Below are 23,325 nucleotides of genomic sequence, written 5' to 3'. Positions count from 1 at the left end.
TCAATATAGGTCACTCAATATAGGTCACTCAATATAGGTCACTCAATATAGGTCACTCAATATAGGTCACTCAATATAGGTCACTCAATATAGGTCACTCAATATAGGTCACTCAATATAGGTCACTCAATATAGGTGGCGCTGATGCTTCTCATGGTTACGTGTAAAGTTGTTCACCAGTGGTGGTCCTTGGCGCTGTTTGAGTAATACGCCTGCCGCACAGGCGAAAAACTTACATACCTATTAGTCTGCTTCTTGCACTCAAAATCTTAGCTATGTTTGTGAGATGTTCGCTTCTTCGCTTGTGGCGCAATGGTTTACTTAATTGCTAGGGCGTGCGATGTGTGACCTTGGGTCACATTAGCTGAAACCGTTTTGTAAGTTAATTGCAGGTAATACACTACATGCTTATGAATGCTATTTGAGTTTTCCCCCTGCTAGACAGGTAATTATGTGTACCTATATGTATTCCATTTGTGGTAGGCAAAGCGGTCTATAAGTGCAGCCAGTCTTAGCTTAATTCTCCTCACTTTGTTGTGATGCAGGTGCTTAGTTGTTCGTCTGAATATTTTTTCATTGACTGAGATTGTATCAAGAAAAATATTTTAATCTTTTTATATCTCTATTTTTATGGCTTTAGCATCATCAAAAAGATCATCCGAAACGCTTATAAATTTACATCAAATGTAATATTACTCTGTGCCGTAGCAGGTTTAAATTAGTACACCTAGAATATAAGTATTCGTTTTACATTAGTGCTAGGGGTAAATATTTATATATTAGTTGATAACTCTATTAAGTTGGTTACTAGTTTTCAATCTATCATATCTCAATACATTGCTCACTTATGCTATCTGGCTTGGCCGCCTAAGTGGTTTAATTTAGGGTGCTGACTAAGGTGAGTTTTAATGGGGCGCTTTCACTAAGAGTAGCCGAAAGGTCGTGTTGTTATCTGGTGGTTAGGTTTTGTGTAGCCTATGAGAGCTGGCTTAGTTTGGGGTGGGTGCGTAGTGTGTGCCCTGGGGTCACAAGGTTCGCTTTTACAATCTTAGCTAGAGTAACGCCTTATTTATCTTATACGATGATGTGTGACCTCGGGGCACAATTTGGTTGGGCGCTTATCAGAATGCGCTCTTGATTAGCCTATCTTGCTGTTATTAAATGTTTTATATGGTGCGTTTCAACCTAGGCGGTATCTCTATCCGGAATGCGCTTCTGGAATCCCTGTATTTTTTATCGTTCTTAACTGCGCTTCCCTGCCTGCTGCTGGCATATTCTAAATTCTACTAGCCTCTGCCTGTAATGCCTTTTAACCATCTTACTATTATAAATTTACGTGCTAGTGTGCCCCCGGGTCACACTCTTATATGTCGTCATGTGTCTAATGCGAACAGTCCTATTTGGCGATGCGCAGAGCGCCTTTCTCATGGTGCTTAAGCCAAACCCTCTAACTGGCAGTTCACTTTAATATCACTTTTAATTCTATTGCAGACTATCACTTTGCATGTAAATGAAAAAAATAATATTGATTAAGGAATGGCTTTTACATCCTACTATATCTGAAAATACTAGATTCTAATCTTGATAAAAATTTGCATACCCACTTTATAAAGTTTGAGTATAGAGAATCTTACTCATAGCATGGATTCTAAAAGTGGTTTTATATTCCATACTCTGTACTAATAAATGTGATATCAAGTTTTACTATAATGTATGTACTATTACGCTTTTAGAGATTTTCTGTATTCGTTTTACTTTGTGCCCTCGGGTCACATTGGCTTAAGGTATATTTGTGCCCCGAGGGCATGCAAATATTAAAGTTTAGATTTGTGAACGCTAAGGTCAAAATTGTCCTGTGCGTTGCTCAATGGTTTTTTTAAACTTGCTTTCGAAAATTGAGACTGCTGTTGATGGATTACAGATCGCATGTTGCATACTGCAAAGCCGCAGTATGGTGGGTTTACTTTGTGTTATTACAAAGTGTGGGCTCTTTATTATGATATGAGACTGGTGAAGGATTATATTGACGAAGGGGCAAAGTGAGCACATGCCCCGAGGTCACATTGTATTATTGATAATGGGGGAGGGGAGTGATATTCAACTTTCCACATAGGACTTTGTGACCCGAGGGCACAAACTATGAGTGTATACACTTTACTTTTTAGTGACAAAGCAGAGAGTGTTTTTTATCACTCTGTTGACGGTGTCAAATTTGGTTTTGTTGCTTTTTTTATATCGGAACGCACTGTATTTCATTTTTAAGTTAAGTTTTTAAGATGCTTTAGGCTGTACTTTTATACTATGAATTTTATATGTATCTATATGATACAGCTTGTAAATTTTGTTTTTTTGGACTAGACCGAGCTTGAGTATATTTTCGAGGCGTTAAAGCTTTTTTAAATTTTGGTCACAATTGTTAAAGCGACAATAATAAGTACTCATTATGCAGATGCGGCTCTTAAATAGGCGGGATTGTGTATTTGTGCCCTAGACTAAATGTACTGTGCGAGAACAACTATCAACAATTGAACATAATACAATAATATGAGAGGGGGGATTGTGTTTAGTTTGCGATGTTTTTTGATAGAAAAAATAAAGCCCTAAACTGATTTAGGGCTTTAGCTACTAGATTAATTAGTTTCCGTATGGGGCTTCACTGCGACCTTGGCGGCGTCTTGCGCCATCTTTGCCGAGTACTTTAAAGCCTTTTTTTACATACTCTTCTACTTCATAGGCATGAACTAATGAATAGCTATTCTTAGAAGGGTGGGTCATGGCAATTTGTGGCATGATGTAATCTTCTTTATTGTTGATTCTTGCCGCTGCAAGTAGCTTTGCTTTACTAGATTGGAAAATCCATTTTTTTGGGTCATCTTTATGGGTGTTTTTGTCTTCAATATAAGGGATCTGAGCTGGGATGAAGTGACTGTAATAAGTGACTTGCGCGTGTCCCTGTGCTGCGGCCATCAAGTGGTGCTCTTCTGGTTTTGTCACTTTTGCTAACATCACAGCATTTCTGATTGCAGTCGATTTTTTAGGCGCTTCCACAATAATGCTTTTATCGCCCTCTGAGGTTGGGAATGTCACTGTGTAAAAGTTGCGACGTTCACGTTTACCTGCCATTTTGGCTTCGTTTAGACTGCGAGTTTCGATTGAATCAAAAAGTGATAAAACGTGCTCGATACGTGTTGTCATTTTTATTCCTCAATTTATTTATCAAAAAGGTAAAGTGGTTCACGTGCGGCGTTTGAACCGTATACTTTAAAGCCGTCAGCCAAAAAGTCTTGTGCATGCCAAATGGGCGCATTTTTGATCTGGTAACCACCTTGCTCATCTGTGTGAACGAAAATCAGGTGATGCGGTGTACTTGGGTTTGATTTACGCAGTGCATTGTTTTTCCTTAACAGGCTACTGGCTTCTTTACCCAGTTGCTGAGCAAACTCCGTGGCCGCTTTGGCAGTAATAAATGGGGTATCAGCAATACGTAACTGTGCACAATGCTCAATATGTGTCACGGTTGATGAAGGAATGGTATCAAGGTTTGCTTGCTGTGCTCCTAGATGTGGTTCAAGTGAGAGTAAGTTGAGCTTGGCGAACTCGCTGGCATCCTGTCTGCTTTCCGCTTCGACGATTACTCGAATGGGTTTAATGATGCCAAACTCTGTGGTGATCACATCCAAGGAGACTTCCCAAAAATCGCGTACTGTGCTTGTTGGTAACAGTGGGATCACTGCTTCATTTAGGTTGGTGCCTTGGTTTGGTAGATGACTACTAAAATGCTCGTGCTTGGCTGGCGCGCTGAAGGTTTCAAATAACGCGCGTAATTGCTTTGCTTTCATAGGGGTCTGCGTCTCGTTATATACTAATATAAAAAAGGCTCGTCAATTCGAGCCTTCATCTACTATTTGGGGGAAAGATTATCTTCTAGTGGGTTTTTTACGCCCAACAGCGGCTCTTTTAGCTATTCTCGATCTTTTTGGATCTTTCTTTTTAGCCACATATTTGCCTTTCCTGCGACGGTCAACCTGCACTGTATACAGCTCTTCCCCCTCTTTATCATTATATTTATCCGCTTTCTCTTTAGCGGCTTGGTAAGATGGATTGTCTACTTTTTTATCATATGCTCTTTGTCTCTTATAACGGTTTTCGATAAGTGCATCCCTTTTGCTTTCTAAAGCACCTTTCTGTTCTTCTGTATTTGTATGCTCAATCTCGGCATTGAGTGCAGAAATTTCTTGGTCAAGGGCTTCAATCTCTTCATCAATGAACGAATCCTCATCATCAAGGTCTTCTAGATCTGCATCGTGTGCAACTTCAGCGTCTGCTTCTGCGTCATCTGAGTTCAACGTATCTACTGCTTCTGTTTCTGTGTGCTCAACGTCTGACTCTACGGCATTTACCGTTTCTACTTCTGTATGTTCAGCGTCTGTTTCTACAGCATCTGCTGCATCAATTAGTGCGTATTTATTTAATAGTTGACCAATGATTGTCTTAGACATCATCTCATTCCTCTATGTATACATGAATAATCGTTTAGTGATGACTAAATAGGGCATTTATATCTGTGTCGTCGCCGATTTGGCTTGCTGATAACTTAGCTGCAAGCACATAACTATCTAGTAATTCAGAAGTTATACTATCGCACAAACAAGGGTTTGTGTGAAGTGTTGTACAACAAAAATTTAAATTATCGTTGTACACTATATATAATTTAGTTGAGTAAGCACTCGATTAAAGTGTCGGTCACCGCATTGCATATATGCTCGCTAAAATGAGGTGACTGTGCTGCATTACTGGCCAGTAAAGATGGAAACACATTGAGCCAATTATTGGCGTTTTTATCCAAACTTTTTTTCACTAACTCTATTACTGACTCAGGCAAGTTTCCTTGCTTTACGAGCGCTTTAATCAGTGGCAGTAGGGCGCGTCTGTGAATAGTCGGCAGTGTTGTCAGCGCTTTCATGTCATCTAATAATGTTGGCTGTGTTGCTTGCCAGCTCATCATGGCTTTTTTGGCAATATCACGCACATCTGACAACGAGCTAAAGTGCAGTGCAGCCCCAGCTTGCAATACTTCTCGTACGACCGCAGGTAGTGTGCCATAAGGGTTTTCAGGGTGCCAAGTAAATTGTGTGTTGTCAGTTATATCCAAATTAGCACTGGCCTCATCACTGATAGTTTCCCAACGGATCAGCATTTCTTTGTATAGTTCGGCCAGATCACGAGCTAATACCGTTTGTGCTTCTGTGGAGTCATCATCAGGTAAAGGAGCAAGTGAGGCCGACTTGACTGGTGGTGTCTCTTCTTGAGCGACTATCGGTGCTAGTTCATTGAGTATGCGCTGCTGTTGAATATTCAATCGGTTCATGATGGACTCGGCACGAGGTAAAATTAATTTGCCCTGTGCATCCACTTTTACGCTTTCATTGTCGATTAACATTCGCTTGAAAATCCCTGTGACATAGGCATAAAAGTCGGGGGCATTACTGTCTTTGCCCTTGGTAAGTGCGATGATTTGAGCATTCTTCCAATACGTTTCAACATGTTCAATATTTAGCTCTAAAGCTTTGGCCACATTGGCCACAAAGTGGTTTACCATATCTCAGTCTCGATTACTGGTTTAAAAGAAGGAGCTGTATATAAACAACTCCTTGAGTTGAACTACAAACATACCTCGGGCAAATGGCTGCGAAGCTGTGCGCGCAAACCATCCGGTAGGTGATGTTCTGTATAGCGTTTTAGCTCCCAATCGGCTCCCTCTGGTGCGGCTTGGGTACTTTTGTACAAGCGAAGTCGTTCGCCTAATAAATCTTTACCCTGTTGGTTGTACACGTCACAAACAAAATCGTCAACAGAGATAAATGTTTTCTTATTAGGATTATACAGTAAGCCATCAACTTCATGCAGCACGAAAAGCGTATGTTGCATGAACGACATTAACTGGTTGGCAAGCTGTGAGTAAACGACGCCTGAGTCCTGACCTACTTCCAAGCGCATGACATAATGAATATATGCTTCATGCGCTGGTTTGTATGCGTTGGTCCACAAGAGTTTGAGCTTTTTGTCTAGCAGAGGATCTTGTGCCAGTGATGCCAGGCATTGTGCTTGTACATCTGTGGTATTTTGTATCAGGGCTTGTTTGGTCGTTGCACTGAGTACCCCCTCAGGGCGAAGTTTTTTTTCAAGTGCTAATAACCATGTAAACCAGCAATCGTAGACGGTTAATAAAATCTCCTGACTGGTTGTTTGAAATGGACAATCAGCCCGCATGGTTTGATTAATCGCAAATGTTTGGTGTGCTTTAAATGCTTCTAACCACTTACTGGTGGTTAGACTAAACGCTATTTTATCCATAGCGTCTCTCCTTAGCTCAGAGGCTTGTTGAAGCGAGAAACCGATGTTGCCATGAGTAAAGTAGACAAGTTACGGATCTCAGATTGAATCACCGACAGCTCTTTGAGTGGATCAGCCATGCGATCTTCTGAGCGCTCTAGCCAGTCTAAAATTGAGCGTTGTGTGGTTGAGTGCAAAGACTTTGAGATACTCTGTACTGATTGCTCTGCTAAAGTAAGCTGAGCCTGCAATTCACGCATTAACTCTTCACTGTCTTCGCGTCCAACATCAAGTTTTTCAACCTGCATTTTTACGTCATTGACAATGGCATGAATGTGACTGATGGTGACAAAAGTGTCGTCCAGTTTTGTAGCACGTTGTTGCCAAGCGGGTAGCGCTTCATCAAGTGCTTTAAATAATGGCACGAGCTTGAATCTGTATAGCGCAACAAAAGCGACGAGTGTGATACAAGACAATAATACATCGATTTGCATCTCGACTTCGCCGGCGGCGTTAGGTTTAAAAATGAAGCCCAGTAGGGCTTTTAACATCTCTTCGAACACTGGTGAACCCTCGCGATAGGGCCATAAGGTGTTGTGCCCTTATGGCTGTTTACTGGTTTAGCCTCTGGCCATAACCAATGTCAATGCAACATCGCTCAGGAGCGGATCTGCAATGTCACCAGCTTTAAGCATGAGGCGGTCGCCTTCTTCAAACACAGTCTCAGGGTAACTTGCCGTCACCGCGCCGTTGGTATTGAGCGTAATAACGCCAATAGGGGTGTCATTTTTTAATAAGGTGATACCGGATGCACTATTTGGTGGCGTTATCACCTTGGCGACGCAGTTTTGAAAGTTTGCCTTAAGGGTCAAGCGCTGCGGTGCTTTAAAACTTATCAGCTCTTCACCTGATGGAATACCGCCATCAATAAAAACAGACAAATCATAAGACTCGCCGATCAGTTCGCTGAGGCGATCGCCCTCAGCCGCTCCTAGAAATCGGTCATATAAGACCGATGTGTGTCCGATAAAAACACTGTCCGGCAGTATTTCTCCGGATTTACTCCATCTAAGATATTGGTACGTGGTAGCTGATGGCAGTACCTTCGTATTTTCAAACGGCGCGGCGGCGCGACCTAGCACCATAATGGTTTGTATATCTTCCCATGTGCTGTTGTCATTACTGCCTTGCAATGTGATGACAATGTCTTCTTCGATCACCGTATTGTGTTTGACGCCGAGGTAACTTATGACTCTTGGCTCGTCAAAGCTTAAGACGGTATTTTCGGCCCAGCTCTGCTCTCCGTCCGGTTGTCCTTCGTTTGAATGGAAAATGTCATCTTTCATCACGGCGTTAGAGTAGATGGATGACATGTTTCGGATCACCGTCTCTATCTGACGGAGGTCGCCACGATCACCGCTGAGCACTAAGCTGTTTTTATTGCCTATTTGCTCATCAAAGGCCTTGTCATCATTGTTATTCAAACCGGCGCCAAGCAATTCACGTAAGGCGCCTTGTTTTGTCATGATGTAGCGTTTTTTGGGCTCTAAGATACGTTTGACACCATCTTTACCCATCAAAAACAGTTCATGGAGTTTGTGATTGCCAGGCATAAGTGTCTCCTTAGACTGTATCAGTGCGCTCAAAGCTTAATGTGACAGAGATATCTTCTAACGCCACATCAGGTGTTGTCGGGGCTTGCAGTGACAGCCAATCTCCAGCTTCGATAAACGTTTCTTCAATAGGGCTAAGTACCACAGAGCCGTTTGGCTGTAAGGTCGCGGTGCCTATTTCGGTATCATTGTGTTTGATTGATAAAATACAATCGGCGCTGGGCGGTATGCGCGTATTAAAAAGAAAACCATCAAAGTTATTGCGAATCTTGAGTTGCTTAGGGACTGCAAACACGTATAAATACTGGTCTGAGTCGAGCTTACCTTCAGCATACAGGCTCAGATCATATTCTTTTGATACTAAGCTGGCTAAGTTACCGGCTTTGTCCTTTTCAAAAAACTTCGAAACAGAGATATCTTGCAGGATAAAGATAACGCCGATTATCGGTGCCTCATTAACCCCTGATCCGAGTGGCTCTCCTTCTACAGGCTCTGGTGGTGGGGTTAAAGGACCTTGCTCAATTTTAAAATAACGGTATTTAGGCGCAGATCTGTCTACGTCGATGGTTTCTGGCCTATCAGAAGTGAACGTGTGGGAGATGGTTTCGCCAATGAGTTCAAAATCGACATTATCGTTACTGCCATAAAGCGTAAATGAGACGGATTGTTCAGGGCTGCCAATCAATTTTACTTGCGAGCAATATGCTAATCCGCCGACGGAATATACCGCTCCAGCAGTTACCTGAGAAGAGGTGGCAACGGGCGTTACCGTATACATCTCATTTTGGTCCACGGTGTTGTTAAATAACACGGATAGATTTCGCGTGATGGTTTCTAGCTGTCTCAAATCCCCTCTATCACCAAGTAGGACCAATGCATCTTTGTCGTCTACATAGTTGTTAAATTCGGTTGTGTTGTTGTTGGGGATTGTTTTAAGCGCGCCAGAGCGGGTTAGCGCATAACGCTTTCCCGCTTCAAGTTGTGTCTTACCGCCACCTTTTCGGATGACGAATAAATCTCTGAGCTTATTAATTACAGACATGTTGTCTCCTAGGTTAAACGCTTTAAAAACATTAAGCGGTAACGATTTCTAATTCGTCATTCGCAGCAAGATCAACCAAGATTTCAATGGTATTTTGGTCAATGATCTTGTATTCGTTTTTACGCAGTAATTGACGGTTTAAGTACACGGTCACAAAGTTTGGCTTAATCACAATGACTTCTGGTAAACCATTAATATCATTTGATGTAAAAGTATGTGTTTTGTCAGACTCACCTGTGACATAGACAACATTTGAGTGCTTCATGATCATTTCGGATGCAATTTGTGCGACAAATTCAAATTCTCCGCTATCAGCATTTTTCTTTCTGACGACGGTTGAATCACCACTGGTATCAAACCAGATATCGTTGACACCTGCCACTTCGGCATTGGGCTGATCATCACCTCCATACACAATGGTTTGAGAAAGGTTTTCACCTGTTGCACTTTTACCACTGCGCAGGTTGGCGACTTCAACATTGGTAAAGCTTTGTGCCGGATGTGATTGCAGATCTTCAATAGGGGGGGCATCAATGATGTCACGCCAATGTACTTCGGTGAGTTTTGCTTCTAAATCAGCAAGACGTTGGGCTGTAATTGCAGGGTCCACGTTATTTTCAAGCGCGTATTCTAAAATACCAATACGATCGGTGTTTTGCTGGATCCATGTACTGAGGTTTGTGCCCCCAACAGTGACCCCTGACGCATCGAGGATAACATGCTCATTAGACACCTTAAGGTGCTGGTTTAGCATGAGCTTTTCAGCATATCCATCGGTGGTTTCAAGTCGTGGAACCCAGAGGTCTGAGTGTGCAAATACCACCACTTTTCCTTTCATTGATGTCGCCAAATTGATTTCAAAGTGGTTATCGTCAACAAAGTCGGCATTGGCGGGCATCAATCGGCCGGTATGGTCGTACACAAAGTATATGAGATCTGTGGTACCGTAGTTATGTGCAATTCTCCATTGAATTGAAGGTACGGCCTGATAGTGCACATGTGACGACTTTCGGTTAGTTAGTGGAAACCAAGTTTCAAGACCGCCTAAAGCTGCATAAATGTATAAAATACCCTCTACAAGTGCAAATTGACCTGGGTAGGGGTTAATTGGAAATTCTGACATATCATCAAAACTCAATGCAGAATTTTTATGCATCCGCATATGAGTTTGTACAATCAATTCTTGCGCTGACATAACATCTTGTTCCTATTGAAATATTTTAAAATTAGGGTTAAGTTCTCATGGCTCAGTTCACATCTTTTGGAGCAGCCAAGTTTGCTGTGTTCGCCGTGTTTTGGAATAGTTCAGCATCAACACCAAGTATCTGTTGTACAACATCTCTATCGTCATACCCTACAGCCACGTTATACATTAGGTTGAGCAGTTCATACTGCCTTTGGATAAAAATAAGCTGTTCTTCTAATGAGAGTTGCTGAATATCTGGGCTTGCCAAATCGTGATCAAATTGCTCAAATTGCTTTTTTAGTTGGCTTATCCAACCTGACAGTTGCAGATTTTTAAAGTTAGTTTCACTAAGCATAAGGTCTCGCCTTAGCCGTATTGAGTTGCTGATGTTGACGTTCGAAGCGGCGTTTTGCCTGTTGCAGTACTGGGTCTTTCGATTGTAGTTTAAGAACTTTGGCGTAATCGATTTGACCTTCCCCTAGGACTAAGCGCTCCAGCCTTTCATAGTAGCGCTTTAAAAATGTCATCGCTTCTGAGAGATCAGCAGAGGTCACATCTCCGGCCACGATGGCTGCTTGTACTTCAGTTAAAGCTTCTCCAAGGGCGTGTAAGACCTCACTTTTTGTACGCAAGCGTGATATGGGCTTGCGGTAGAACTCAAACATTATCATTGTGCAATTAATCTCATAATAAAAAGGGACGGGCACCTGCGCACCTGCCCCTTATACGATAGCTAAAGCTTATAGGTCAAACATGACCTTAAGCCGTTGGATCTGTGAAATCACGGATCGCTTCAATTGCTACTTTTACGCGTAACGGCGCGGTTAAGTTGACGGTCAACTGGTTGTTGCTGTCTTGCGTAACCAATGCTAAGTCATTATAGAATTTGCCATTATCTTCACGTTGAACCCACACAGTCACATTGACATGCTCAGAGTTTAAGTTGTGCTCAATAACGTGCGCTTCAGACTTTTGAGTTGCGTTGTTCCATGAATCATAGACATATTTATTGGCATTCAGCTGTGTAACTACGTTTGCAGTATCTTGCGAAGCTTTAGTTAAACCTGCATTTACTGCCGTATCCAATGAAACAAGCGCAGCAAAAATATCAGTTGTATCTTTAAGATAATTTGTTGCAGATACGTCTGGCATTGCACCACTAACAAGGAGACCCACACCGTTGCGAATTGCAGTATCATCTGTAGCACGATCAGTCACTTCCTGACTAAGTTTGCCATCAATTTCTAGCGCCTTGTCATTAAGTAGTTTATCTGCTCCTTTTAATGACAGTGCTGTTTTGATGACATCTGCTGTTGGATCTGCGATGTATTCGCCATTGGCTTCAAGACCTGCGCCTGTTTGAACAGCATCTAACTCTGTTTGAAGTGCAGTGTCGCCCGCTTCACGGTTCGAAACTTCCGTATCAAGTCTGTCTGATGTACCCTTAAGCTCAGTGTCTAGCTTAACTGTTGCACCATGGATGCTTGTTTCACTTGCGATATAGTTCGCCGCAGTAGCTGCTACATAGTTGCCTTGGTCGTTAAGGCCAGCACCAGCCTGCGTTAGGTCAAGCTCAGCTTGTGCGTTACCAGTTGCATTCACAATGTCATCAGAAACTTTTAAGCCGGTTGCTGACTTTACGAGGGTATTACCATCAACTTTGATTTCAAGCTTAGCCGCCGCACCGGTAGAGTCTGTAACACCATCTTCTGTCGTGAATAAGCCTGCGCCAAAGTCAATGCCTATTTCATCATCAGGTGTTTCAGTGATACCTGCACCAAAGTTCAAAAATAGTTCATTACCATTTTTTGAAATACCTGCGCCTGCAATTACTTGGCCTGCACCTGAGAACTGCTCGAAGTTTAGCTCTGTCAAACCAATATCAATCACACCATCAGTGACCAATACATAACCATTGTTTTGACCGACAGCGCCTTCTTCAACGAATGTGAACATACCGCTAGAGACTTTGGCGTCGGTATCTGCATCAGTAGCGCGTGTAAAAACAGCTGTGACATCAGTACCACTATCGTTTAGTGTTAATGCAACAGTGTAAATACCGTTATGAATGGCTGAAGCGGCTTCAACACCATCGATTGATGCTGTGTTTTTAACCAGTACGCGATCGCCATCAACCAATGAGATACCATCTAATAGGTAAGTGCTATCGCCGTTATCTTGTAAGTCACCAGCAAGGTTGTTGATAACAGAGACAGATGCAACGCGACAAGAGTTTTTAACATCAAGGCCAGTTGCTACAGAGTCAACATAGGCTTTGTTTGTTAAATCGTTTGCATCTTGTGGTGCAAAAGCTGATTTGACAGCAAACTCGCCCATATTTAGGTTGCCTGACATGGTATCACCTGCTTTTAACAGGTAATTTGTCAGCGCTGTGTCGTTTGCAGTCTTGTATGCTTGTAGGTCATCATCGATAGACTTAGCTTGAGCATCTAGTAGTGCATCGGCATCTTTTAAACTCGCTGTGCGCGTTGCCGCTGTAAAGTCAGCTGTTTTAAGGTAATTAGAGGTTTCATCTGGCGTATAAGCACCGGCTGCATCAAGGCCTGCTGCGGCTTGAGTAGCGTCAAGTTCATCTTGAATTGCCTGTGATGATACAGAGCTTGCTTCTGCATTTAAGTCGATTTGGTCGACCATTTTATCAAGGGCGTCTTTGAGGGTACCACGGTCAATGCTGAAGATACCCTTGGCACCTGCTTTACCCTGATAACCAACCTTGATAGCGCCTTCGTTGTCAGCCTGACTTTCTAAAACGGTACGTGCTTGCTTTTCATCATCGATGGCTTGTACGATCGTATCTAGAGATTTGTCTAACTGGCCAGCTTCAACTGAAAAAAGTGTATTAGTACCTGTGGCGCCGTCATAGCCCACTTTGCTTGCACCAGAACTCTCAGCGACTGTTGAGCTTAACTGTGTCAAAAACTCAGCGAAAGCTTCTTTATCTTGGAACGTAAGTGTCTTTTGTGCACCGCCGTCGTCTGTAACAGACATGCGATACACTTTTTCAGTACCATTGTACCAAACTCGACCTTCTTCAGGCGCAACCGGATCGGCTGCCAAGTTTTCAATAACGAGGTTTTCAAATGCAGCTTGTGCTGCAAGCGTAATACCATGATAAATTGGGTATGTCATAATAAAGTAGATCCTTGCGGTGTCAAATTAAACATAAAACTCAACGTCTACCCACCCGGAATATGCTTCGGTGAGCTTAACCACAAAACTCGTCTCATTGACAACTTCGATAGAAGCAAACATAGGAATACCCAAACTATTGTACAACCTTTCTGTGAATGATGCACCTATGAATTCATGTTCTATAACCCAAAATTGTTGAGGTGAGTTAAAATGGTAACGTCGGTGAATAGGTGGACGCGAGTCACCAAACCAAGCAAGCAATGCTTCTTCCAATCGTGTATCGAGCGTTGAGCTCATCTCAATGTTGACGATATTAGGGATGGTTGTGGCTACTAAGTTATCCAGCTCAAGCTGCATTGTTTCATTAACTGAGTCTTCAACCAGTGCTGGAATAACGGTTTGTAATTGCGTTGTGATCTGTTGCTCGACTATAGGCGGAGTCAGCGCTGCAACCGTATTTTGCACTTCAGTGTTGATCAGTGGTAATACGGAAGTATTTAGCGTATTAGTGATCACCTCTTCAGCTCTTGCGTCAACGCGACCATCAATTCTGGCATCGATGGCTGTTGTTATTTGCCCATTTTCAGTTAACGCGTCATTTAAGTTGGTTAAAAACTCGGTTCTAACACGCCCTGGTAGCGCATTATCAAGCGCATTTTGAACTTGTTCAGGTACTAATGTGGGTAATTGTAGCTGTAGTTCATTTGTGACATTGCCGGTTAGATTATCAAGAATGGTATCTTGGGCTAAAGTCGGAAAAGCCTCAATAATCGAGCTATCAATGGCGGTTTGTACATGTTGATTTATACCTGTCCAAATTGTATCTGGATTGAGGTTGCCTAAGTTGGCTTCAAATTCAGCTAACGCAGCTCTAATTTGACCATCGGTCTGTGTTGCGCTTACGCCTTCAATTAAGTTCCAGATCCCTTCTTGGGTGACGGTTTCCCCAACAACAGAAGCAGAGATGGTTAAAGCCTGAATGCCTGCTTGTTCTGATACGAGTGGCCAAAGTGTGCTGCCTGTAAAATATTGGCCAAGAATAGCGTGAGTCTGGTTATCTGCTTGATCTTGAACGAGCGGCCATACACTGTCAGAGGTAATGCGCAGATCGAGTTCTGCGTCGATCGCCGTGGGGAGTGTCGCATCTAGATAGCCACTTACTGTGTCCTCAAACGTCAGATCTAGATGATTCTTGACTGCCAAAGGCAGTTGGTTACTAACCTCGCTATTGACACTACTGGGCAGCGTTTCGCCGAGTGTTGTTTCAACTGTTTGAGTGACTGCTGGGGCGAGGGTCGTTAAGATTACTTCACTGTTTTGTTCTAGCCCAGTGCGAATCGCGGTGGGGAGTTGTGCAGCGAGCTGAGCATCTACAATAGGCCCTGTTAGGGTATTGATACTATCTGGGAGCTGTGCATCTAGCAACTGCGTTACTTGTGTTGGCAGTATTGCGTTAATCAACGCGACTACGTTATCTTCAGTTAAGCCGCCTGCGCCTATATTTGCTATTTTTTCATCAATTTGCGCTGTGAGCTCTTGGCGCACAGCATTATAGAGCTGGTCCAGTGCAGGGCTGACCGCTTCAACTGCGATACTGCCAATATTGGGGTAAATATTGTTATCAGCATAGCTTTCTATGGCAAGGGGTAGGCGGGTATCAATGATGCCATTCACTTCTTCAAATGTTAGGCCTTGTCCATTACTCAGTGCGGCACTGATCCGCCTATCTATTTCTGGCAGTAAGCTATTGGTTGAATATGTATCTAAAAGGGGTGTAAGTTGTTCGTTCAGTAAACTCGGTAGTGCTATCGGTAGCTGAATGCGAACTTCATTGAGTATGCTTTCTTGCGTGGTATTTTTTATGTACTCAACTGCAAAGGTTAGATTTTGGTCTACATAATCCTTTACATCACCGATGGTCGCTGCGGAGCTTAATTGTACTTGATCAGGCCAAGTTGCAAGGTTATCAATATCCCATAGAGAGAAGGTCTCTGCTATGACTGGACTCAGTGAAAAGCTTACCCGCTCTTGTCCTGAAAAGTTAACCTTACTTTGAAAGCCGACATTACTACCCGCACCAAGCAGTTGCGAGAATTGACTATCGACGTAAGAGACCACTGTGCCTGCGTTAACCGCACGTAGAGCTTGGACAGGGTCTTGGATGTCAACACTGAACTCAAGGATGACATCGGAATCAAAAGCAAAATAGTGCTGACCATTCCATTCATAGTCCGCAAAGCTATCTAGTCCTCCTGAACCATAATCTAAACTTGCCATTCACTATCTCTCATTGTTTGTTAAGTGACTGCCAAAGCGGTCACATCATCAAAGCTCTCAATCATCATTGTGGGCTGCCAATTTTGGCAGCCCGATCTCTCAAAGGTTAGCCGCGCGGTGTGCTAGGATACAATTTGCGTAATTCGCATAGCTCCAAGTCATGGCGGTAACAACAAGAGTTAGAGTAAGCAACTTCCCACTCTGTTAGGTCTTTTTCTGTTTCAAAAAAGAATCTTCTGTTTTCAAATTTTAGTAATACACAACCTTGCATTTTCATATACGCCGCAAGGCCAAGACGATGTGTGCTGATCACCATAAAAGGCTCCTTCAATTCAATTCGGTTTAAAAAGATTACGTCTCACTTTCACATTTACTACGCGCAATCATTTTTGCGTGACCTTGGCGCATATCGCCCTCAATCTCACTACTTATACAGGATATAAATCCCGTAAAGTTTTCGTTTTGTGTCGCTCGTGCCTGCACCAGTTGGTAGTGATAGTCGAAGCTGTATATTGGTAAAACCGTCTGCGGCATTGATGGCTTTGTTTGCCTCGATGCCGTACCATGTATCGCTATTGTCTAAGCGTACTTCTACCATTAAGTCTTCGTAGTTAGGAATGGTTGAAATCCAGAACCTACGCGGCTTGTTATCCCGATAATATTTACTGGTTACCCCAAGGCGCTGCGTCACAAGTTCTGCGTGGCTTGTTGAGGTGTCCAATGTGGCATTATAAGGTTCTATTGTACAATTATGAGTTTCATTGAGGTCCAACATTGATTGATCCTCAAATGTAATGAGCTCTAGTAGCGGTAGCCCAGATGACAAGGAAACATAAGTTGAATAACTGTATACAAGGTAAGGTATAAGCAGTAAATCTCTGTTTTCCATTGCTTTTTCAAGCATCTTAGCATCGACCATGGGTATGCCGTTAAACCTGAGTTGGTCGTTCGCGTCTGAGTCTAGACTATCGAGGGTAAGTTGATTAGCATGACGGTGGTCACGGCTGCCCACCTTTGCTGGGATCACAACGGTTTTTCTATTTATGGTCATGTCTCAATATTCTCGATGTCTCATCAGTTTCGTACAATTTTTACAGCTTGCAGACCGAGCTGTCACGACGGTTTATACCGAACAGTAAAGTCTACTCAATCTATTGTACAACGTTTGCGTTGCGCTAAGCTACCGAATATCTGCCGCAAACTGTAAAAATCCTACTTTAGTTATGCACGATAACATAGCCATTAAATGTTCTTTGCATTGGGTCTCCTTGCGCTGGTGTATAAATAAAACGCAATGTGATGGTATCGCTGCCTTTGGTGAATATGACACCGCCGTCAAACCCCTCCCAGCGCGTTCCGCCATCTAAAGAGTATTCAATGTTTAAATTGTTGGTATCTGGCAGCATAGCAACATGAATTGCATTGGCTGTCGTGCGTTCTAACAACCTGTGTTCTATGGTTGTGAGGATAGGCGCTTCAGTACCGCCGGCGGTGAGGTCGACTCTAAATGGCGCATGTTGCAAGCCTTTTGAGCGCTCAATATTAATGCCTTCGGTGGTCTGGAAGTCATCAATGACAGCGTAATCCAAATTAAAGCGCTGCGCGGCATACGAGGCATAGGCGCGCAATAGCATGGCATTGGTCTCGCCATCACCGCTTGGGATCACCTTGCCTAAACTATCAGGATCACCGATTAAACTGCGCGTTTCAGGTGCATTGGCTTCAATCAGTTTGTTATTGACGTGGCGTTCTTGTGCGGCGAGCTTACCGTATAGTGTTTCTATACGTTGCATGCTGGGATATTTGATGGCAGCGCCTGCGACTAACTGACTTGGCATCAATAAGTTATTGTAAGCCATGATTATCCACCAATATTCAGTGGAACCAAATAACTTGTATGCAATGACATCAGGGCGGCCTTCATCTTCAACGATGACGTACGTGCCTGCCATCGGCAGCTTGTTTAACTCAACCAGAAAGTGGGAGTCTAAGATGTCATAAACTGCGCCTTCGGTGTCGAAGCGGATCAGTTTTTCAGGCGCATAACGCTTTTCAGTTTGTTTGTTGATATCAATGTAAAACAATATCTAGTCCTCCAATACCAACCACACTAACTCTGCGCTGACTTCTATTGGTTGGTCGTATGGATTGGCGATTTCAAAATAAAACTGGTCGTTTGGAAAACGATCTTTGTTTGCAAGAGTTGGGTGGCGGTTGTTGCCCCACACAGTGCCGAGTGTATCGAATACTCCACCCTCGTAGCTTAAATAATTTGGGTAAGCCAAAAATTCAAAGGGATTTACATCTGAGAAATCACTGGTACTGAACACCCTGACTAAACATGGCTCGCTCACACTGAGCTTGAGTAGGGTGATCGATTTTCCCATGGACATACGTAAGCGTTCGTACTGCTTTGGGTAAATGATCCCCGTTGTAAATCTATCCTCACGCCGGTACGCGGCACCACTGCCACCACCGTTACGGGATATTTGAAAATCACTTAATAATGCCATTAAAAACCTATCTAAATGAGTTCTAAGATGGAAAAAGGAAGAGGTAAGCAAGTTGGCTTACCCCTCCCGTTTAGGTTTAATTTAAAGGCCAAAGCTTAGTATGCCATGGCTCTTAAATTTCTAACGACAGGGCGGTTTAAGGCATCGCCAGAGAGTTTGAGCAAGATACGTGTTGATTCATCGCTGAGCTGTGTTTCTTTGTATTCCCAGTCATGAACATTGGTATCAAGTTGAGTTTTCTCTGGGTTGATCATCTCAACCCACTCGTCTTTGCCACTCACTTTAGTACGATAATATACCTGTACAGTTGCACTACCAGGAAGTTCGGCTTCAAACTTCACTGACAGCGTACTGTTATCACTGCCTGCGGCAAAAGTACGGGTACAGTATATGGCCTTGTCTTGCTGCTTACCTATCATCATGAGCAGCTCTGGCCACACTATAGGCGATATTCTCTTATTGCCTTTAAGTTTCGCTTTAACAGAAATTGTCCCCTTGATTTTCTCAGTTAGGCGCAGTGGTGCATTTTCTGTCATGTCGTAGCTGATATTGTCCTGATCAGTAAAGGTAATCACGACATCACTGTCATTACTTGGCCTTAATGCACCTCCAACGACCATAGCATCTGAGAAACCTTCGTTATCAAGGTCTAAGGTTGCTAAGTCAATTTCTCGTTCCGTGTTGACGAAGTCTGCACTGAGCAAGCGGAAAGTTAAGTCAGCTGACTGGTGCGGTGTCCATGTTGTGGCGTTTGAAGATGATAGCATCACCCCGATTTGGTAAGCCTGTGCACTGATCACTTCACCGTCTTCACTGACACCACCTAGCTCTGCGATGGCCATTTCGTGATCAGGGTCGTCCGTCAGTACAACGAATGCGTACTCTGTACCTGCCTCAACAAATGTTGGATCAAATTCAATTCGTGTCCAACCAAACTTGTTAGGGTTTTTATAAGACTCAGGCTTTCCGTCTACCATAGGATCTTGAAGATTGTGCTTTTCTGTTTCATACAGTAATAAATCTTCAGGATTCAGGCGCACTTCAGCGATGGTTTTGTCAGGAATACCAACCGATGTCGTTCTTAGCTGAACCACAATTTGGTCTGTTCCTATGGTTGTCATCTTAATATCCACACCTGCAACATAGTGGTCTTGATTTAGGGTGAACGTTTGTGCAAGTGGGTCCCAGCGTTGGAAACCGCCAGTAAACTTAGTTTGCCACTCTTCAGTTGTAACTGTGCCTTTACCAGTAAAGCTGGCTTGTGCGGTAATTTGTCCTGTTGAGTCAGTAACTTCTACCAGTTTACGGCCTGCCGTGAAGGTATCACCTGGGATTGGGATGATCCCCTTAACGACGCCATTTTGGTCAGCTTTGACTTCTGTCTGACCATCGATTGGCTGTGGTGTAATTGGTACATTATCAAATTTAAGTTCTTGGATAGTGGTATTTGGAATAAACCCTTCAATGGTAAATTCTATGTCCAGCGCACGAAGGAATTCTAATGTGCGTGTTGTTTCTCCAATTTTTGCTGAGCTTACGTTACCACGGAATCTAAAACCAAATACACCATGGTTCACTACGGTTGAATTGATTGAACCACCAGACTTTAAGTTCATCTTGGTTTCAGTCCAGATATCAACAGCTGGGATCAGCGTCATTTTAGCTGGAATTGGCTTAAATGCCGCATATGGATTCACCTTCATTGAGCCTGTCATCTTGGTTTGCTCAACGGGGTTGCCCTGATCTGTTAGAACAGTATGCTCATATTCCAATGTCCATGGACTGGATTCCTTGCTCTGGTTCAAGCTATTTGGGGACATCTGTATCGGCAAGACCAGTTCTTCGCGTGCAGGGTTGATAGTTGCGCTGACTTTGACATCATCGTTCTCTTTCAAAAAGTCTGCTTCAGCCCCTAAATCGCGCATATCATCATCCAGCATTGGATCAACAAATAAGCCATGCGTTGCGGTTGGGGCACCACGTGCGGTATCGTTCTTTAAGCGCTCTAGTGCTACCAGATCATATAGGTCATAAATACTTTGCTGCATCTTGTTCAAGTCTGACATTTTAACCACTTGAACACCGTCTAACTTGACGTCAGGGCCTTCCCACCAAGTGTGGTACATCTCCGCCAGTGACAACGACTTGTCTGGCAAGCTAGGTGCTTTTGGCTGAGAGAATGGTCTTGCCGCACCGCGCGCGTGCGTTAAACGCCCTTCGGCATCCAGATATAGACGGTCAATGCGCGGGATACGCCATCTATAGTCTACATCCATGTATAGTTGGTCGCCTTGCAACTCATCGATTTTTGCAACTTTGACCTGCATGTTATTAGGGCTATCAGCAGGTGTGATGGTTTCTGGAATGCTAAAGCCTTTTCTATCGCCAGTTAAAGTAATGGCGTCAGTCACTTCGGTATTGTAAATGAAGTCGACATAAAACTGAGAGCCTTGAGGTAGGCTATCTGAGAGCCATACAAGCACCGACTCTACGACACTGTTACCTATTTGCTTGTAATCCCAGTCATCGCCTTTTAAAAATTCCCTACCGTCGCCACTGTATACTCGGGTTATAGCCTGTACAGAAGACACGCCTAACGGGTTTTCATTCACATCGCCAAGTAGTGAGCCTGAGGTTGATCTTCGCTCTAACTTAAGGCCTGTTACTTTGACAGGAGCGATAACTTCAATGACTTCTTCAACTGGACCAAAATCCAGCACTACGTCCATTTTATTTTCGCTATCGGGAATGAAGGCAACTGGCTCTGCGTTTGTGGTATAAGTCACCGCTGTATTTTCAACGGGCATACGGTGATCATGTAGGACATTGATTTCTCGACCACCAACGTGAGCTCGACCACTTGAAACTGAGTAAACCGTATTGTCTTGAGTGTCATCCCAATTAAAGCTATCTAAGCGAACATTTAAGCCATTCACAGCATAGTTGCCGTTTGCATCGACATCATAGCGCATAATTTGGCCAATGATTTCTTGTGCTTCGTCAGAGAGCAGGGCTTCTTCTTCTAGGACTTTGCCATCAGAGATTTTATAGACTTCATAGAAGGTACTTTTCTCTCTATCAACGTCTGGGTCGGTTGACATGCCCCATTTAACACTTGCCTCTGGCGATGTTAAATCTTCTCCGCCACCCACTTCTGCGCCTGAGTTATCAACCCAAACACCCCAACTAATGACGCTTGACCCCGGTGCTTGAAAGTTTTTCTTTTCAGGCACATACAACACAGCACCGTTCACATAGATTGCTGCCGCTTCTGCGCTGACCGTAATGTCCCCGCCTTGTGGGTCTTTAGACGTGTAAATTGAACCGCCAGATAAAAGCTGACCGTTACGCAGCAGGGCGTTACCCAGTCCTTTTACCCATTGAGCCACCGCTTTGATGAGTTTTGGGTGTGCGTCTGGGTCCATATTATGTTCGTCGATATCAACCGAGTCTTCATACTGGAATACAAATAGGTCGCTGATGTTGATATTGGTCAGGGTGACGATTAAACGCAGTGAAATACTGCCGTCAAAATAATAGGTTAATGCCTGTGAAGGCTGGCCCAACGCCAATAAGAATTCTTGCGGTGTGTCATCACTAGACTCACCAAATAAGTAAATCTCACCGATTTCTTTATCTTCGTTTGTGGCATTAGGTGGGATATTACAAATAAACTCGATAGAGTTGTCTGAAATGACCCGTCTTGAGGTGACTGGGGCTTCAAACCACAGTGTGCCAACGGAGTCCGTATCACGGCTCGGTGATAGTGAACCTTTGTTGGTGGAAATCGCAAACTTAGTCGGGTAGATATTCCAACCTTCTTTGTTTGCAGCATTGATGGTCTGACTCAGACCCTCATTTGTTATGACTCCAATTACGGCCATGCTCATTCCTCTGCTAATCATGCGTTGCACATTGGTATTGTACAACGCGTATCATGTCTCATTACTTAGTTAAGTATACAGTATCAGTCTCTATCGTTGTACAATTAGATGATCACTGTTCTAAATTTACGAACTCTTGGTAAATCACGGGCTGTGCCCTGTAGTTCTAACTTAATGCGGATAGTATCCCCGCTAAGCTCGTCAATCTTGTAACTGCGCTCAATAAAGCCTTCATCTTGATTTACACTGCCACTGAGAGGCAAGTCTTTCCACTCACCGCCCGTAGAGTAAAATGCTTTCACGGTTGAGTTCAAACCGGTGCGCGTTTCAAAGCTTACACGGACATCGACATCATTGCCAAGTGGAATATGCTTTGTAACGTACTCACCTGTTTCAACAACACCGGCACTGACTAGCGTTAAGCCTGTAAGGACCGTGGGTGATTTATCTGCTGTGCCTTTGAGCTCTATTTTCGCGTTGGCTTTACCGGTAATTTTGTTTGGCAATGAAGTGATCGAATCTTCTTTTAAGCGATATTCGGTGCGGCCATCAGGCATAGTTAATACAATTGCGGCATCAGTCAGTTCATCTACACGATCCGCGGTAAACTGCGCGTGAATTAGGTCGGCTTCAAATAAATCGAATGTGCCCAATGCGTAGCTGCGAGTGTGTGATGTGTATGTTGCTTCATGCAATCTAAAGCGCATATCGGTTTTTTGATGCGGTGTCCAAGTGGAGGCATTTGATGATGATAACAGTGTACCAATTTGGAATGCTTGTGCTTGGATCCACTTATCGTTACGTCTGTCATATTCGCCAAGCGTTGCCACCTCAACTTCCCATAGCGCGTCATCAGCCATGAGGATGAAGCAATATTCAACACCGCGCTGTAACCTGATCGGATCAAAGCTAATGCGTGTATGCTGATTATTATCAACATTGCTTACTTCGTCTAATTCAACGCGTTGACGGCGTAAAATATTTGGGGTTGGAATGCCGTTTTCACAAGTGCGAATATCGAGCGTCATCGGTGTTTCGCCTTTGACTTTTACCCACACATCGACCGCAGCTAGGTCGACATCACGATCGAACGTGAATGTCTGTGCCAGTGGGTCATAACGCTGGTAGGTGACCAGCGTATTGGTAATGATATTTTGGACTTCTGTGATCTCTTCTGTGCCTTGACCTGTGAAGGCAGTCTGGGCAATTGTGCCCAGCTCACCTGTCACACGGACTTCGTGTGTACCAGCACGTTGTTTAGCTGGTATTTTGAAGCTACCGCGAATAGCTCCTTTCTCATCTGCAATAAATTCTGCCATTTCTC

Annotated in this window: 19 protein-coding genes; all 19 read right to left on the bottom strand. The window is 43.5% G+C overall.

Translation table 11 applies throughout. The features are described from left to right. Positions 1 to 2,634 precede the first annotated feature (2,634 nt). Complete coding sequence (locus QNM16_RS23960) at positions 2,635 to 3,195, bottom strand: hypothetical protein (protein WP_284022765.1); 561 nt, start codon at positions 3,193 to 3,195, stop codon at positions 2,635 to 2,637. Between the two features lie 14 nt (positions 3,196 to 3,209). After that, positions 3,210 to 3,839 (bottom strand): hypothetical protein, encoded by a 630-nt coding sequence (locus QNM16_RS23955; RefSeq protein ID WP_284022764.1) that lies wholly within the window; start codon positions 3,837 to 3,839, stop codon positions 3,210 to 3,212. A 78-nt stretch (positions 3,840 to 3,917) separates the two neighbouring features. After that, positions 3,918 to 4,502, bottom strand: a complete 585-nt coding sequence (locus tag QNM16_RS23950) for a hypothetical protein (protein WP_284022763.1) — start codon at positions 4,500 to 4,502, stop codon at positions 3,918 to 3,920. A 209-nt stretch (positions 4,503 to 4,711) separates the two neighbouring features. Further along, the gene (locus tag QNM16_RS23945; RefSeq protein ID WP_284022762.1) at positions 4,712 to 5,599 is read right to left on the bottom strand and encodes a hypothetical protein; all 888 of its coding nucleotides are present in this window, start codon (positions 5,597 to 5,599) and stop codon (positions 4,712 to 4,714) included. A gap of 62 nt (positions 5,600 to 5,661) precedes the next feature. Beyond that, on the bottom strand, positions 5,662 to 6,354 hold the full coding sequence (locus QNM16_RS23940; RefSeq protein WP_284022761.1) for a hypothetical protein: 693 nt from the start codon (positions 6,352 to 6,354) through the stop codon (positions 5,662 to 5,664). A gap of 11 nt (positions 6,355 to 6,365) precedes the next feature. Further along, positions 6,366 to 6,896: a hypothetical protein gene (locus tag QNM16_RS23935; protein ID WP_284022760.1), complete on the bottom strand. Its 531-nt coding sequence runs from the start codon at positions 6,894 to 6,896 to the stop codon at positions 6,366 to 6,368. A gap of 57 nt (positions 6,897 to 6,953) precedes the next feature. Further along, a complete protein-coding gene (locus QNM16_RS23930) occupies positions 6,954 to 7,946 on the bottom strand; it encodes a hypothetical protein (protein WP_284022759.1) in 993 nt (330 codons plus the stop codon). Positions 7,947 to 7,956: 10 nt separating this feature from the next. Then, positions 7,957 to 8,988, bottom strand: coding sequence for a hypothetical protein (locus tag QNM16_RS23925; RefSeq protein ID WP_284022758.1), 1,032 nt, complete (start codon positions 8,986 to 8,988; stop codon positions 7,957 to 7,959). 31 nt (positions 8,989 to 9,019) lie between these two features. Beyond that, on the bottom strand, positions 9,020 to 10,183 hold the full coding sequence (locus tag QNM16_RS23920) for a hypothetical protein (protein ID WP_284022757.1): 1,164 nt from the start codon (positions 10,181 to 10,183) through the stop codon (positions 9,020 to 9,022). A gap of 52 nt (positions 10,184 to 10,235) precedes the next feature. Continuing rightward, positions 10,236 to 10,529 (bottom strand): hypothetical protein, encoded by a 294-nt coding sequence (locus QNM16_RS23915; RefSeq protein WP_284022756.1) that lies wholly within the window; start codon positions 10,527 to 10,529, stop codon positions 10,236 to 10,238. Next, positions 10,522 to 10,845, bottom strand: coding sequence for a hypothetical protein (locus QNM16_RS23910; protein ID WP_284022755.1), 324 nt, complete (start codon positions 10,843 to 10,845; stop codon positions 10,522 to 10,524). Before QNM16_RS23910 ends, QNM16_RS23915 begins: the two co-directional genes overlap by 8 nt. 88 nt (positions 10,846 to 10,933) lie before the next feature. Beyond that, positions 10,934 to 13,324: a hypothetical protein gene (locus QNM16_RS23905; protein WP_284022754.1), complete on the bottom strand. Its 2,391-nt coding sequence runs from the start codon at positions 13,322 to 13,324 to the stop codon at positions 10,934 to 10,936. Between the two features lie 27 nt (positions 13,325 to 13,351). After that, positions 13,352 to 15,604, bottom strand: a complete 2,253-nt coding sequence (locus QNM16_RS23900) for a hypothetical protein (RefSeq protein ID WP_284022753.1) — start codon at positions 15,602 to 15,604, stop codon at positions 13,352 to 13,354. A gap of 106 nt (positions 15,605 to 15,710) precedes the next feature. Beyond that, positions 15,711 to 15,920, bottom strand: coding sequence for a hypothetical protein (locus QNM16_RS23895; protein WP_284022752.1), 210 nt, complete (start codon positions 15,918 to 15,920; stop codon positions 15,711 to 15,713). Positions 15,921 to 16,028: 108 nt separating this feature from the next. Beyond that, complete coding sequence (locus QNM16_RS23890) at positions 16,029 to 16,655, bottom strand: hypothetical protein (RefSeq protein ID WP_284022751.1); 627 nt, start codon at positions 16,653 to 16,655, stop codon at positions 16,029 to 16,031. A gap of 166 nt (positions 16,656 to 16,821) precedes the next feature. Further along, positions 16,822 to 17,688, bottom strand: a complete 867-nt coding sequence (locus QNM16_RS23885; protein WP_284022750.1) for a hypothetical protein — start codon at positions 17,686 to 17,688, stop codon at positions 16,822 to 16,824. Between the two features lie 3 nt (positions 17,689 to 17,691). Continuing rightward, positions 17,692 to 18,117 carry a hypothetical protein gene (locus QNM16_RS23880; protein ID WP_284022749.1) on the bottom strand — a complete coding sequence of 142 codons (426 nt, stop codon included), beginning with the start codon at positions 18,115 to 18,117 and terminating at the stop codon, positions 17,692 to 17,694. Between the two features lie 95 nt (positions 18,118 to 18,212). After that, entirely contained in the window at positions 18,213 to 22,001 is a 3,789-nt protein-coding gene (locus QNM16_RS23875; protein ID WP_284022748.1) for a DUF4815 domain-containing protein, read from the bottom strand. Between the two features lie 104 nt (positions 22,002 to 22,105). Then, positions 22,106 to 23,320: a hypothetical protein gene (locus QNM16_RS23870; protein WP_284022747.1), complete on the bottom strand. Its 1,215-nt coding sequence runs from the start codon at positions 23,318 to 23,320 to the stop codon at positions 22,106 to 22,108. Between the last annotated feature and the right edge of the window lie 5 nt (positions 23,321 to 23,325).

This window comes from Pseudoalteromonas umbrosa, assembly GCF_030125375.1.
In the GTDB taxonomy this organism is placed as follows: Bacteria; Pseudomonadota; Gammaproteobacteria; order Enterobacterales; family Alteromonadaceae; genus Pseudoalteromonas; species Pseudoalteromonas umbrosa.
This window is presented reverse-complemented; position numbering and strand designations above follow the sequence as displayed.